This window comes from Mesorhizobium xinjiangense (genome assembly GCF_009749525.1).
Lineage (GTDB): Bacteria > Pseudomonadota > Alphaproteobacteria > Rhizobiales > Rhizobiaceae > Mangrovimarina > Mangrovimarina xinjiangensis.
In genome coordinates this window covers 58879-73547 of the sequence record NZ_WOAC01000010.1, presented here as the reverse complement: position 1 = coordinate 73547, position 14669 = coordinate 58879, and the positions used below count along the sequence as shown (strand labels likewise).

Annotated in this window: 10 protein-coding genes and 1 pseudogene; 7 read left to right on the top strand and 4 right to left on the bottom strand. The window is 63.9% G+C overall.

Annotation, left to right across the window (positions count from 1 at the left end):
- Positions 1–6: 6 nt before the first annotated feature.
- Together GM909_RS12210 and GM909_RS12205 are read right to left on the bottom strand one after the other, a co-directional pair.
- Entirely contained in the window at positions 7–210 is a 204-nt protein-coding gene (locus GM909_RS12210; RefSeq protein WP_157016669.1) for a YgaP family membrane protein, read from the bottom strand.
- Positions 211–239: 29 nt separating this feature from the next.
- The gene (locus tag GM909_RS12205) at positions 240–1532 is read right to left on the bottom strand and encodes an NAD(P)/FAD-dependent oxidoreductase (protein WP_157016668.1); all 1293 of its coding nucleotides are present in this window, start codon (positions 1530–1532) and stop codon (positions 240–242) included.
- Positions 1533–1776: 244 nt separating this feature from the next.
- Between GM909_RS12205 and GM909_RS12200 the strand changes: the two genes are divergently transcribed.
- Complete coding sequence (locus GM909_RS12200) at positions 1777–2028, top strand: ArsR/SmtB family transcription factor (RefSeq protein WP_235911859.1); 252 nt, start codon at positions 1777–1779, stop codon at positions 2026–2028.
- 359 nt (positions 2029–2387) lie between these two features.
- On the opposite strand, the gene GM909_RS12195 is transcribed toward GM909_RS12200, so the two are convergent.
- Both GM909_RS12195 and GM909_RS12190 read right to left on the bottom strand, forming a co-directional pair.
- Positions 2388–3251 (bottom strand): nucleotidyl transferase AbiEii/AbiGii toxin family protein, encoded by an 864-nt coding sequence (locus tag GM909_RS12195; protein ID WP_157016666.1) that lies wholly within the window; start codon positions 3249–3251, stop codon positions 2388–2390.
- Complete coding sequence (locus GM909_RS12190; protein WP_157016665.1) at positions 3248–4075, bottom strand: type IV toxin-antitoxin system AbiEi family antitoxin domain-containing protein; 828 nt, start codon at positions 4073–4075, stop codon at positions 3248–3250. The genes GM909_RS12195 and GM909_RS12190 overlap by 4 nt, the downstream gene beginning before the upstream one ends.
- Positions 4076–4390: 315 nt before the next feature.
- Here GM909_RS12190 and GM909_RS12185 point away from each other — a divergent pair, with 315 nt between their 5' ends.
- The 6 genes and pseudogenes from GM909_RS12185 (at position 4391) to GM909_RS12160 (ending at position 14564) form a co-directional block, all read left to right on the top strand.
- A complete protein-coding gene (locus GM909_RS12185) occupies positions 4391–5584 on the top strand; it encodes a DUF932 domain-containing protein (RefSeq protein ID WP_157016664.1) in 1194 nt (397 codons plus the stop codon).
- A 173-nt stretch (positions 5585–5757) separates the two neighbouring features.
- A complete protein-coding gene (locus tag GM909_RS12180; protein WP_157016663.1) occupies positions 5758–7908 on the top strand; it encodes a ParB/RepB/Spo0J family partition protein in 2151 nt (716 codons plus the stop codon).
- 94 nt (positions 7909–8002) lie between these two features.
- Positions 8003–8419, top strand: coding sequence for a hypothetical protein (locus GM909_RS12175; protein WP_157016662.1), 417 nt, complete (start codon positions 8003–8005; stop codon positions 8417–8419).
- Positions 8412–9056 (top strand): annotated as a pseudogene (locus tag GM909_RS12170) (antitoxin of toxin-antitoxin stability system). Before GM909_RS12175 ends, GM909_RS12170 begins: the two are co-directional and overlap by 8 nt.
- A 160-nt stretch (positions 9057–9216) precedes the next feature.
- Positions 9217–13530: a strawberry notch family protein gene (locus GM909_RS12165; RefSeq protein WP_157016661.1), complete on the top strand. Its 4314-nt coding sequence runs from the start codon at positions 9217–9219 to the stop codon at positions 13528–13530.
- Entirely contained in the window at positions 13530–14564 is a 1035-nt protein-coding gene (locus GM909_RS12160; RefSeq protein ID WP_157016660.1) for a DUF7146 domain-containing protein, read from the top strand. The genes GM909_RS12165 and GM909_RS12160 overlap by 1 nt, the downstream gene beginning before the upstream one ends.
- Positions 14565–14669 lie beyond the last annotated feature (105 nt).

Here is a 14669-nt window from a genome sequence, read left to right as displayed (position 1 = left end):
ATCCGCCTATTTGAAAGCCGTGCCCGGTTTTACGCCGAGCTTCTTGAAGACCATGGCGGCCGGGCAGAAGCCGGTAAGCGACGCCTGCATCAGGTTGAGCCCGACAAAGGCGGTCAGGAGATACCAATAGGGCGAGACGTAGAAGCCGAGTGCCAGCGAGGCGAGCACCATGAAGCCGGCAAACATCATGACGGTGCGGTCGAGGGTCATTGTCATTCTCCTTGGGGTTGGCCGTGCGTTCATTCGCCCGGCTCGATCTCGATTTCCTTGAGTTTCCGAATGCCGAGCATGTGCAGGGCGAGGTTCTCGTAGAAGGTCTCCGCCTTGCCTTGCCGAACTTTATGCAGGAAGTACTTCTCGAACCCGATCTTGGCCGCGTGCACCCAGCGGCCCTGCGAGGACCAGTTGACGTTGCGCGGCGGAATCTGCGGCTGCGCCACGAAGGCGATGCCCTCGTCGCCGAAATCAGCGAGGCAGACCGCGTTCCAGGAGGCGACCGCCCTCGGCTCCTCGCCCTTCAGCAGGGCGGCGATGTTCTCTGCCGTGGCCGTGACCATCGACTCGATCATGAAGCCGGTCTTCGGTACGCCGACTGGTAGCGGCGTCTTGCCGACTGTCGGAATGGCCACGCACACGCCAACGGCGAAAATATTGGGAAACGCCTCGTTGCGCTGGTGCTTGTCGACGGTGACAAAGCCGCGCGGATTCACGAGCCCTTCGATGCCGTAAACCGCCGGCACGCCCCGGAAGGCGGGCAGCATCATGGAAAAGGCGAAGGGAAGCTCGTGCTTGGCTGCGGTCTCGCCAGCCTCATTGACCTCCTCCACATACATCCGGTCGGGTTCCACCTTCGCCACCTTGGCGTTGGTGATCCACTTGATGTGGCGCTCGCGCATGGCGCTTTCGATGAGACCCTTGGTGTCGCCCACCCCGTCGAGGCCGAGATGGCCGATATAGGGCTCCGGCGTGACGAAGGTGATTGGCACCTGGTCACGCTTCCTTGCCTGCCGGAGCGCCGTGTCGAGGATGAACGCGAACTCGTAGGCCGGGCCGAAGCAGGAGGCGCCCTGGATTGCGCCGACCACGACCGGCCCCGGCTCGCTGAGCAGCGCATCAAATGCGCGCTTCGCCTCCACCGCATGATCGACCTGACAGATCGACCGGGTGTGGCCTTCCGGCCCCAGCCCGGGCACCTCATCGAAGGCGAGATCGGGGCCTGTGGCGACGATCAGATAGTCGTAGTCAATGAATGTGCCGTCGTTGAGCGCGATGCGATTTTCCGATGCCATCACCCGTCTTGCGCCTTCCGGCCTCAGGTTGATGCCTCGATGTTTGAAGATGGGCTCGAGGTCGACAGTGACCTCCTCGGGCTCACGCCAACCGACGGCCACCCAGGGATTGGAGGGAACGAAGGAGTAGGTAGACCCAAGATTGACTACAGTCAGTTCGTCCGAGGGACGCATCTTGTCCTTCATCTCGTAGGCCATGATGACGCCGCCCAGGCCGGCGCCGAGAACAACGATACGGGACATGCCATTTCTCCTTGGCGGGATTGCCGAAAGGCCGGGGTAGCCTGTCGTATCCGGCGACGCTTTGATCCGGCGCAAACCCAGTGGAAATGACGGAAGGACAGATTGTCCCTACTCGGTTAAATTCCAAACTGGCATTGCCCGCCGGCTGTCCGCTTCGCACTTGCATGTAACATTCAAACTTTATAAATTCAAGAATATGAATGTAAGAGAAATGATCCCCGCCTCACAGGAGGCCGCTGACCTGATGCGAAGCCTGTCGCACCCGCAGCGGCTTCTGGTGCTCTGCGCGCTTGGCGGTGAGGAGAAGTCGGTTGCTCAGCTTCGAACCGAACTCGGGATAGACCAGGTTCCGATGTCGCAGCAGTTGATGCGGCTCAGGTCGGACGGCTTGGTAGAGTCGCGCCGCGTGGGCACGACCGTCTATTACAGGATCGCCCGGCCGGAAGTGCTCACGGTCGTGGAAGCGCTCCACAAGGCATTCTGCACGTCGATATGATGCCGTCTTCGCCGTGGGCCGGGCAGCACGCACGACGAGAGCAGGCCGAGCGGGGAATACGCCAAGTCCACACGTGCCTCATCAGTGACTACCGCGATCCTCTCTCCCACTCAACTGCTGGGCGCGCCGCGTAAACAACCGCGTCGTACTCGGCGACAACATGGGAAATGAGAGCTAATCAGCCGCCTGAATCCCGATGCAAATCGCGAGATCACATCCCTCTTCGACAACATCTGAGCCGCGATCCGTCAGGCATCTGCCTGTAGCCGTGGCCACGCCAGCAGATACTGCCAACAGCGGGAAAACATGTAATCGGCCGAATGCATTGTTTAGGCACAGACATGGTCATGCCACCCAGCTCACCAAGAAAGCCCGAACCTTTCCTTCATGGCCGGCATCTTCGCCCAGGGCTCGCCCGGCAGCCGGTCGACAAAGGTCGTGAACACGCGGCGAAACGATTCCGCCGTCGACCCCTCGGTCAGCGCTTCAACCTGTGCCGCCGGCAGCAAAGGCCGCATGTCCAGAAGGAAATGCGGATTGGCCAGCTTGGCGAACATGCGCTCTTGCGCCTCGGCGCGTGAGATCGCCTGGCCGGTAAGGTCGAGATACAGCCCGAACATCTCGATGACACGATCGGCGTTAAGGCCCTCGAAGACCTCGAGCCCATGTGCCAGGTCATAGAGGTCGCGTCCCTTGTCGCGCTGCAGCAGCGCCCGCAGCTTGGTCGCCAGCATCTCCTCGCGGGAGAATGTCGGAATCGCCGCCTCGCCGGAGAACCACGGATTCACGACCTCAAACGGCAAGGCCGCCGGCGCATCAAATGCCTCGATCTCGCGCGTGTTGATCTCGATCTTGAGCCGGATCGGCACGCCGCTGCCGTCCTCCGCTTCGGCCCGAAAGCGGAACTTTGGTGCGACGGGACTCTGGTCGAACTGCGCGGGCCCGAGCCACGGTTCCAGAACGACGCGCAACTGATCGAGGATCGCGCCGATCGGACCGGCGGACGTGCGAACCAGGTCGATATCCTCCGAGTAGCGCAGCGGTTCCGGAAAATGCAGTTTGTTGAGCGCGGTTCCTCCGCGAAACCGCAACTCGGTTCGCAACATCTCGTCCGAGAATATATCGACGAGGGCACGGCTAATGATGAGGTCCTGCTCGACCTGCCGCTGATCCGTCCAGGGGACAATGTTGCCCCACGCGACAATGTTCTGTGCCGGGATCATTCGTCGACCTCCGGTACACGCCGTACGACGATCCGCCAGCGGGCATCGCGCTCCCGTGGTTCGGGCGCAAAGTCAGGGTCCCGGGCTTCTTGCCGGTCAAGCTCGGCCCATGACACCGTTCCTCGCACCTGTAGTGCGTCGAACATCGGGCCCGTCAGAGCTTCGTGACCGAGACGATCCAACAAATGCCCGAGACGTTGAACGGCTGGCCGCTCTACCGTGACGGACAGAGCGGCGAGCTGATCCGCATCGATCTTTTGGCCGAGGTCGGAGAGCACCGTGGCGACGTTGTCGATTCCGGCGGAAGCCTGCGGATAGCGCAACAGATCGAGAGCGGTAAGAGCGGCCGACGAGATCTTCATCTTGCCGGTATCGGTCTTCCGGTCCTCGATCCCCGTCACCACCGCCTCCATGTCCTTGCGGAAGTAGAAGACGACCAGATTACGGCCGGCCCGGATTTTCGGAAGGCGCTTGCCCGACACGACCTGAAATTCCATGACCGCCTGATGCGTAGCCCCATGCAGTTCCGCAGCCTTGAGAAGCCCAACATAGTATGCGTGGCCCTCGTAGCGCATGAGGTCGTCGATGTACCAGGCCGGTGGTGGCGCACCCCACGACGCAAATTGCGGGGGAACGACGACATAGAAGCCTTGCCGCGGATTCAGTAGAGCCTTGCGGCGCTGCAGCCGCTCAGCAGCATCCAGAAGCGCACCACGCCCGACGCCCAACGCGTCCTCGGCCTCCTCGGCGGTGAAGACCGTCCGCCCCATAGATAGAAGGCGGCTAACATAGCTTGACAGAGCTGAACGTTGATCGTGAACCATGTTTCATTATCCGCTTTTAGCGCGGATTTTTCAACATGATTCTATATTCAAGATCACCTCATGCCCAGATATCCACCCTAAGAACGGAGAAACGAACATGATTTCTCGACCTGCTGTCAAAGCAGGGTCTACAGCGCACCATTTCCAGGCTTTCATCCTCCCGGCTTCCAACCCTGGCGAAAGGGTCCCGCAATCCCCGTGGCGCCAGGATTTTCGGCTCTCGCGGGGACAAGAGAGTGAGAGTGGATCGGGTTTGCCGTGACGGGTTGAGGGCTGGAGAAGAGGTCTCCGGCGCCCGTCATGGAGATTGATCCTATGAATATGCAGGTTCTGGACGGCCGCCGTGACGTGAGCGGTGGCTACAAGGTGGATGTGAACCGCGGCGAACGGATCGGCCGTGTTTCCTCGGAATGGTTCTCGCGCCCCGCGGACGAACGCTATCTGTCGCTTAACGAACTGGCACGCTCCGTGCGGGATCGCGCCGAGCACAGCAGGACGCGGGTGGTCGAGAGCGCACTCATTCACGTGGAGGCGAGCCGCACCGATTCCGAGCGTCTGTCCTTGATCCTGCCGGGTTCGGACACGCCGGTCGCTCCGACGCACTGGTCCTTCGGCCAACTCGCCAGTCAGGTCGGCGCTCCGGCCGCCTATCTGCGCCAGCTCCCGGCGGTGCTTGCAGGCATCAACCTGCAATATGGCCTGACCTCCAATCGTGCTGAACAGATCAAGACGTTCGAAACCGATGCCGGTCGCGTCGAGCTTCGGGCCGTCACCGGCCCCGACTATGGCCGCATCTACGACTATGAGCTGGTCGAGGCCGTGCAGCGTATCGCCGGTAACGGCACGGGCGATACCCGTTGGAAGGTGCCGGGGGTGCTCGACTGGTCGACCGGGCGTTACAATCCGCGCGTCGACATCACCAAGGACACGACGACGCTCTATGCTTCCGACCGAGACGTGTTCCTGTTCCTGGTCGACGATCTCAACCCGATAGAAGCCGGGTGCCTGCCGGACGGCTCACCCGACCTCTACTTCCGAGGATTCTACTGCTGGAACTCGGAAGTCGGCGCGAAAACGCTCGGCATGGCGAGCTTCTATCTCCGCGCCGTCTGCCAGAATCGCAATCTGTGGGGCGTGGAGGATTTCGAGGAAATCACCATCCGCCACTCGAAATACGCCGCCAATCGCTTCGCCCATGAGGCAGCGCCGGCGCTGTTCAATTTCGCCAACTCCTCACCAATCCCCTTCGTCAACGGGATCAAGGCCGCCCGCGAGCGGATCGTGGCGAGGACCGATGAGGATCGCACCGACTTCCTGCGCCGTCGCGGTTTTTCCAAGGCAGAGACGGGCAGAATCATTGATACGGTGCTCACCGAGGAAGGCCGCCCACCGGAATCCATCTTCGATTTCGTTCAGGGCATCACCGCCGTCGCTCGCGACAAACCCCATCAGGATGCCCGCCTCGACATGGAGGCCAAGGCCAAGAAGCTGTTGGATCGCGCGGCCTGATAGCCGTGAGGCCGGGGATGCGGATTTCCGTGTCTCCGGCTTTGCGCGTTCGTGCCTTTCCGCTTCGCCGTTTCCGTTGCGCTGCCCTCCTAGAGTAAGAGGGCGGCGCTTCGCTTCGTGACGGGTTTGAGCTGAGAGAGAGGCTCTCGGCGCCCGTCGCGGAGTGAAAGACCATGGCAACTGCCGTTCAGAAAATCACCCTGTCGTCCTCGCGCGACATCCCCTTCAACAAGCTCATGCTCAGCCAATCGAACGTCCGCCGCATCAAGGCCGGCGTTTCAATCGAGGAACTGGCGGAATCGATCGCCCGGCGCGGTCTCATCCAGAGCCTGCATGTCCGCCCCGTGCTCGATGCCTATGGCCAGGAGACCGGCATGTTCGAGGTTCCTGCCGGCGGGCGGCGCTACCGGGCACTTGAATTGCTCGCCAAGAAGAAGCGGCTCAACAAGACCGCCCCGGTGCCCTGCGTCGTCTCGGAGGCGAATGCCGACGTCCTCATTGACGAAGTATCGCTGGCCGAGAACATCGAGCGCGCACCGCTCCATCCTCTCGATCAGTTCAGGGCCTTCCAGGCCATGCGCGACAAGGGGATGACCGAGGAGGCCATCGCCGCCGCATTCTTCGTGCAGGCCCAGGTCGTCAAGCAGCGCCTCCGGCTTGCCGCGGTCTCGCCGGTCCTGCTCGACGTCTATGCCGAGGACGGCATGACGCTCGAACAGCTCATGGCATTCACCGTGTCTGCCGATCATGCCCGCCAGGAACAGGTCTGGGAGGCCATCCGCGATAGCTGGCAGAACGAACCCTGGCAGATTCGCCGCATGCTCACCGAGACCGCGGTGCGCGCTTCCGACAAGCGGGCCGTGTTCGTCGGCATTGACGCCTATGAGGTGGCGGACGGCACCGTGCTGCGCGACCTGTTCGAGGACGACAATGGCGGATGGTTGCAGGATCCGGTTTTGCTCGACAGCCTGGTCGGCGAAAAGATGAAGACTGTCGCCGAGGACATCGCCGGCGAAGGCTGGAAGTGGGTCGAGGTCGCCGTCAGCTTCCCCTATGGCCACGATCACGGCCTGCGTGAGCTTGCCGGCACGACCGTCGACCTGACCGATGAGGAGCGCGCCACCCGCGAGGCGCTTCGCGACGAATATGATCGTCTTGAGGCCGAATATGCGGAAGCCGACGAACTGCCGGACGAGGTCGATCAGCGCCTCGGCGAGATCGAACAGGCGCTCGACGCCTTCGAACGACGTCCAGTGATCTACGATCCGGCCGACATCGCTATCGCCGGAGTCTTCGTCAGCATCGATTCCGACGGTTCGCTGTCGGTGGACCGCGGCTATGTCCGTCCCGAGGATGAGCTACCGGTCGAGCCCGAAGGCGGCGAGGCCCCGGAGGCCGATGGCGATGCCGGCGATCCTTTCGGTCCCGCCGTCCAACGCGCCGTCATCACCATCGGCGGGCAATCGGCCGAGCCGGAGGAGGACGATCAGGAAGACGTCATCAAGCCGCTGCCCGAACGGCTCGTGGCCGAGCTGACCGCGCATCGCACGCTGGCACTTCGCGATGCGATCGGTGCCAGTCCGCATGTCGCGCTCACCGCACTGCTGCACAAGCTGGTGCGCGACATCTTCCGGCGGACGGGCACGTCGGGCGCGAGCCTGCAGGCCTCGGTCAATCACGTCTTCTTCCGTGAACAGGGCGCGGACCTCGCGGAAACGCCCTATGCGAAGTCCGTCGATCAGCGGCATGAGGGCTGGAAGGCGGATATTCCGACCGACGATGGCCCACTCTGGGATTGGCTTGCCGCGCTTGATGAGGCAAGCCGCCTGGCACTGCTCGCTCATTGCGTCGCTTATGGGATCAATGCGCTCTATGAGCGGCCCAACCCCTACAGCGCCACCGGCGTCTCGCAGGCGGGTCTCGACCGGCGCATGGCCGAAGCCGACCGGTTGGCGCAGGTCACCGGCCTTGACATGGTGGAGGTCGGCTTCCGTCCTACGGTCGAAAACTATCTCGGCCGGGTGACGAAGCCTCGCATCCTCGCGGCTGTCCGCGAAGGCGCAGGCGAGCGCGCGGCTCAACTCATCGACCATCTGAAAAAGGGCGATATGGCCAAGGAAGCCGAGCGCCTGCTGGCGGATACGGGCTGGCTGCCGGAGCCGCTGCGCGCTGCCGATCACGATGGCGATCAGGCCGTGAAGGCATCGGCGAATACCGATGACAGCGACGACACCGCATTGCCGGATTTCCTCGCCACAGATGGCGACGAGGAAGGCCTGGCCGATGTCGAAGACGACGAACCGTCCGTGATCGCGGCCGAATGACCGACACCAGCAGGGGCGGCGCAGGCCGCCCCTGTTTCATTCTCCATCTTCAAGCCCGGCGTCGCGCCGGGTTTTCTGTTTTCAGGAGCCTGTCATGGCCGACTACTTCACTCATTTCTCCTGCCTTCTCGACGTCGGCACGCCCGACAACGCCGCCCGCGCGTTGGACCTCTACAACAAGCTGTCGGAGGAAGGCGCATCGGAGGAACCGCCCTCCGAAGGCTTCCTTCTGTCGATCCAGCCCGAACATGGCGGCACCCAGCTCTGGATGCGCGATGATGTCACTGGCGATCCCGAGCGCCTGATCCAGTTCGTGAAGCTTTGCGCCGCCAAGTTCGGGCTCAAGGGCAAATGGGGCTTCCAGTACGCGAACACATGCTCGCGGCCGCGCCTCGACGCCTTCGGCGGCGGTGCGCACGTCCTCGAGCTTACCACCGGCGAGACGGTCGCATGGACCTACACCGATGGCTGGCTCGCCCAGGTTCTCGATGGGGGCGACCCCGATGAGTAGGGTTGTCGAAACCACCGTTTATCGGCTCGATGAATTCTCCGGCGCAGCCAGGGAGACAGCCCGCGCCTGGTATCGCGAAGGCGGCTTCGACTACAACTGGTACGAGGCCGTGTACGAGGATTTCCAGCGCATCTGCGAAATCCTCGGCCTTCGCCTCAAGACGCGCGCTATCCGCCTCCGTGGCGGAGGCGCCCGACAGGAGCCTTGCATCTGGTTCCGTGGCTTCTGGAGCCAAGGCGACGGCGCCTGCCTTGAGACCTTCTATTCCTAGCGGAAGAACGCCCCGCGCAGCATCAGGGACTATGCGCCGCAGGATACCGAGCTTCACCGGATCGCCGACGCGCTCCAGGCGGCCCAACGTCGCAACTTCTATCAGCTTCGCGCCGAGGCCAATCATCGCGGTCATTATTATCACGAATACTGCATGGCGATCTCGGTCGAGCGCGATAGCCCGAATTATCAGGACATGACCGCCGATGCCGAGGAGGCCGTGATCGAGGCGCTGCGCGATCTCGCGCGCTGGCTCTACCGGCAACTCGAACGCGAATACGAATATCTGACGTCGGACGAAGCAGTCGACGAGGCGATCATCGCCAACGAATACACCTTCACCGAAACCGGCCGTCGTTTCGGCTGATCCCGAAAAGCGCCCCGCCTTACGGCCGGGCGCTTTTTTCATGCCGGCTACCGCCGCGCATTGAGAGGGAGAGGAACGCCGGGACGGGGCGAGTCCGGGCGGTCGAGAGAGAGAGCGCTGACCGGGCTTTCCCGCTCCTGCTCTCCCGAGGTTTCCTCTCATGAACATCACGTTGCCCGTGGCCTCCCCGGTCGCGCCCATTGCCCATGCGCCCGCCATCCTCGCGGCCGCCCGTCACCTCCTTGGTCATCTCGAACGCGGCGAGCGTGTCGATGCGGCCATTCTGCGCGTGGCTATGGAGGCCGCCTCCGGCGCTTCCGATGCCGCTGGCGCCTGGGATTGGAAAGCGGCCTACGACGCCTGCGAGGTCGCGACCGTCCTCTTCTTGCGCAAATACGGACGCGCGCTTTTCCGCAAAGCCGGCAATCCGGCTTCACGGCTTTCCGCACTGACAAAGATCGCCGGCCTTCTGCCGACGCATACGCGCCGCTCGGAAGAGAGCCAGGCGCTTCAGCAGTTTTCGACGCCCGTTCCGCTCGGTCTCGCGGCGGTGACGGCAGCCGCGATCATGCCGAACGACATCGTGCTGGAGCCTTCGGCCGGCACGGGTCTCCTCGCCATCCTGGCCGAAATCACCGGCGGCACACTCCTCCTCAACGAGCTGGCCGAGACCCGCGCCGATCTCCTCGCCTTCCTCTTTCCGGCTTGTGACCTCACTCGCGTCGATGCGGCCCAGATCGACGATCATCTCGCAGCGAACGCGGTGCCGAGCGTCGTGCTGATGAATCCGCCGTTCTCAGCCCTGGCGAATGTCTCCGGCCGCGTGGCCGACGCGGGCTTCCGCCATATCGCCTCGGCGCTGAATCGCCTAGCACCCGGCGGGCGGCTGGTGACGATCACCGGCGCCAATGTCGGCCCGGACCTTCCCGACTGGCGCGAGGCCTTCGTCCGTTTGCAGGACCGGGGCACGGTCATCTTCTCCGCCACTATCGCCGGTTCGGTCTATGCCAGGCACGGCACGAGTTTCCCGACGCGGCTGACCGTCATCGACAAGGCGCCCGCCGACGATCCGGCCATAGTCCCGGCCTCGCCGGGCATCGCGCCGGATGTCGCCACGCTGCTCGACTGGATCGAAGCCCAGGTGCCGCCGCGATTGCCGGTCGTTTCGGCGCCACGTCTGACCGCAACGCCCAGGACCGTACGCAGCTATCTCGCGCGCTCGGCCGCTTCGCGCCCGTCTGCCGCGATCGCCGCCGATCCCGAGGGCGTCGAACTCGCCTATGAGACGGCGGACTGGACGCCGGCCGAGGGCGCCCGACTGACCGACGCCATCTATGAGGAATATGGATTACAGTCGATCCGTATTCCCGGCGCGAGGGCCCATCCGACCAAGCTGGTGCAGTCCGCCGCGATGGCGAGCGTCGCGCCGCCCAAGCCGAGCTACCGGCCGATGCTGCCGGCGAACATTCTCGAGTTCCTGTCCGACGCCCAACTCGAAACGGTCATCTATGCCGGAGAGGCGCATTCCGACTATCTCGCCGGATCGTGGACGATCAGCGAGACCTTCGACGTGGTCCAGGCCGCGCCCACGGAGGCCAAGAATGCTGTGCGCTTCCGCCGCGGCTTCATGCTCGGCGACGGGACCGGCGCGGGCAAGGGCCGCCAGTCGGCCGGCATCATCCTCGACAACTGGCTGCGCGGCCGCCGCAAGGCCGTCTGGATCTCGAAATCCGACAAGCTGATCGAGGACGCACAAAGGGACTGGTCGGCCCTCGGCATGGAGCGCCTGCTGGTGACGCCGCTGTCGCGCTTCCCGCAGGGCAAGCCGATCACGCTGACGGAAGGCGTCCTATTTGCCACCTATGCTACGCTACGCTCCGATGACCGTGGCGAAAAGGTTTCGCGCGTCCGGCAAATCGTCGAATGGTTGGGCTCCGACTTCGATGGAGTGATCATTTTCGACGAGAGCCACGCGATGCAGAACGCCGGCGGCGGCAAGGGAGAACGGGGCGATGTTGCCCCTTCGCAGCAGGGACGTGCTGGCCTGCGGCTGCAACACGCGCTGCCCGATGCGCGTGTCGTCTATGTCTCGGCCACCGGCGCCACCACGGTCCACAATCTCGCCTACGCCCAGCGGCTTGGCCTGTGGGGCGGCGAGGATTTCCCCTTCGCCACCCGCGCCGAATTCGTGGAGGCGATCGAAGACGGCGGCGTCGCGGCGATGGAGGTGCTCGCTCGCGATCTCCGGTCGCTCGGTCTCTATACGGCGCGTTCGCTGTCCTACGATGGCGTCGAATATGAACTGGTCGAGCATCAACTCACCGACGAGCAGCGGCGCATCTATGACGCCTATGCCGGGGCGTTTTCGATCATCCACAACCATCTCGACGCGGCGATGCAGGCCGCGAATATCACCGGCAGCGAAGGCACGCTGAACAAGCAGGCGAAGTCCGCAGCGCGCAGCGCCTTTGAATCGGCCAAGCAGAGGTTCTTCGGACACCTCCTGACCAGCATGAAGACTCCGACCTTGATCCGCTCGATCGAGCGCGATCTCGAGGAAGGCCATGCCGCCGTGATCCAGATCGTCTCGACCGGCGAAGCGTTGATGGAACGCCGCTTGGCCGAGATCCCGACGGAGGAATGGGGTGACGTCCGCGTCGATATCACGCCGCGGGAATATGTTCTCGATTACCTCGCCCATTCCTTCCCGGTCCAGCTCTACGAACCGTTCACTGATAGCGAGGGAAATCTGTCGTCACGTCCCGTTTATCGTGACGGCCAACCCGTCGAGAGCCGGGAGGCCGTCGCGCGGCGCGACGATCTGATCGAGCGGCTCGCGTCGCTCCCGCCGGTCCCCGGCGCGCTCGATCAGATCGTCCAGCGCTTTGGCACCGACATGGTGGCCGAAGTGACGGGCCGCTCCCGCCGTATCGTCCGCAAGTCGGGTGCCGACGCCACGGGCGAGCGCCTTGTCGTCGAGAACCGCGCGCCCTCGGCCAATCTCGCGGAGACGGCCGCCTTCATGGACGATCTGAAGCGTATCCTGGTCTTCTCGGACGCCGGCGGAACCGGGCGCAGCTATCATGCCGAACTCTCTGCCCGGAACCGGAGGCTGAGGGTCCATTATCTCCTCGAAGCGGGTTGGAAAGCCGACGCCGCCATTCAGGGCCTCGGCCGCACCAACCGGACGAACCAGGCGCAGCCGCCCCTGTTCCGTCCGATCGCGACCGATGTGAAGGCCGAAAAGCGCTTCCTCAGCACCATCGCCCGGCGTCTCGATACGCTTGGCGCCATCACGCGCGGGCAGCGCCAAACCGGCGGCCAGGGCCTGTTCCGGCCCGAGGACAATCTGGAATCGTCTTACGCCCGCGCCGCGCTGCGCCAGCTCTACCTCCTGATCGTGCGCGGCAAGATCGAGGGCTGCTCGCTCGACCGCTTCGAGGCGGCGACCGGCCTGAAGCTGATGGATTCGAACGGCATCAAGGATGAGTTGCCGCCGATCACCACGTTTCTCAATCGCTTGCTGGCGCTGACGATCGAGCTTCAGGGCATCCTCTTCACCGCCTTCGAGCAGTTACTCGACGCCAAGGTGCAGGGGGCGATCGCCAGCGGCGTTTATGACGTCGGGCTGGAGACGCTGACCGCCGAAAGTTTCGCCGTTACCGATCGCAAGACGATCTACACCCATCCATGCACCGATGCGGAGACACGGTTGCTCACCATTACCGAGCGCCGCCGCAACCGGCCGATGATGCTGGACGACGCTTTTGGCTGGATGGCGGATGGCAACGGCAAGCTGCTGGTGAACGGCAAATCCGGCCGCGCCGCCATGCAGGTGCCGGCGCCATCGCTGATGCTCGACGACGGCGAGATCGAACGGCGTGTGCGGCTGATCCGGCCGATGGAGCATCATCACGCCTCGCTCAAGATGATGGCGGAGAGCCATTGGGAGGAAACCGACCGCGATACCTTCGCCGCCACGTGGCAGCGCGAGGTATCGGAGGTGCCGGCTTTCACCGACAGCACCATCCATATCGTCAGCGGATTGCTCCTGCCGGTGTGGAAACACCTGCCGAATGAATCGACGCGGGTTTATCGGCTCCAGACCGATGACGGCGAGCGCATCATCGGCCGCCGCGTCTCGCCGGCCTGGGCGGCGAACGCCACCGCGACCGAACCGGCCAGCCTGACGGCGGACGACGCCTATGCCGCGCTGATCGAGGGGCGGACTGTCCTCGATCTCGCCGAGGGTCTCCAGCTTCGCCGGGTCCGCGTCATGGGCGCGAACCGCATCGAGCTTTCCGGTTTCACCGAAGCCATGCGCGAGCGCCTGCGCGCCTACGGTCTCTTCACCGAGATCATTTCGTGGAAGCTGCGCTTCTTTGTTCCGGTCGATGCTTCCGGTCCCGCTGTCCTCGGCAAGCTGCTCGACATCTATCCGGTCGAGCGTATCTCTGAGCGGGAGGCGGCCTGATGTCTCGTCACGACGCCTCGGAACTGGCGCATCGTCTCGGCCGGGAGGCCGAGGCGGTCTGTCGCGAATATCTCTCCTCCGGCCATCGCGCTGGAAACTACTGGCTGGTTGGCGACGTCCAGAACAACCCCGGCCGCTCCCTCTACGTCCGGCTCAGGGATTCCGCCAAAGGCCGCGCCGGAAAATGGACGGATGCTGCAACCGGAGAGCATGGCGATCTTCTGGACATCATCCGCGAGGCGCTTGGTCTTGTCGACTTCAAGGATGTGGCCGAGGAAGCCCGGCGATTCCTCAGTCTCCCACATCCCGAACCGGATGAGACGAGGCGGAACGGCCATGTCCATCCTGCGCCGTCAGGATCGCCGGAAGCCGCGCGGCGGGTCTTTGCCATGTCGCAGCCGATCGGCGGCACGCTTGCAGAGGCGTATTTCCGCAATCGCGGCATTACGGCTTTGCACGGAACCGGAAGCCTGCGTTTCCATCCGCGCTGCTACTATCGCCCGGACGAGCATTCGCCCACCGAAACCTGGCCGGCGATCGTTGCTGCCGTCACCGACCTGACCGGGCGACAGACCGGCGCACACCGCACCTGGCTTAGCCCGGACGGCACAGACAAGGCACCTGTCGAGACACCGCGGCGGGCGATGGGTGATCTTCTCGGCCATGCAGTCCGCTTCGGCGATGCCGGTGAGGTGCTCGCCGCCGGCGAAGGGATCGAGACCGTGCTGTCGCCCCGCATGGTTCTGCCCCATATGCCGATGCTGGCGGCGCTTTCTGCGGCGCACCTTGCCGCCATCCTGTTCCCCCCGTCGCTGCGCAGGCTCTACGTCTTGCGCGATCGCGACCCCGCAGGGGACGGTGCCAGAGACAGCCTCATCGCTAGAGCCGAGAGTGTCGGCATCGAGGCCATCGGATTGTCGCCTGTGCGTGGGGATTTCAACGAGGATCTGCGCGAAGCCGGCGCCGATGCCCTGCGGGTGGCCCTGAAGGATCTGCTTCGTCCCGAGGATGCCGCCCGGTTCATGGAGGGCTGAGGCGGATTGGAGGGAAAATTGCGGCACGGCCCCGTCTTCAACTCCCGTATTCGGACATCGTTGCGGTGCTGCCTTTCGTAGAGGCCACGCCCACGGCCTTCTTGA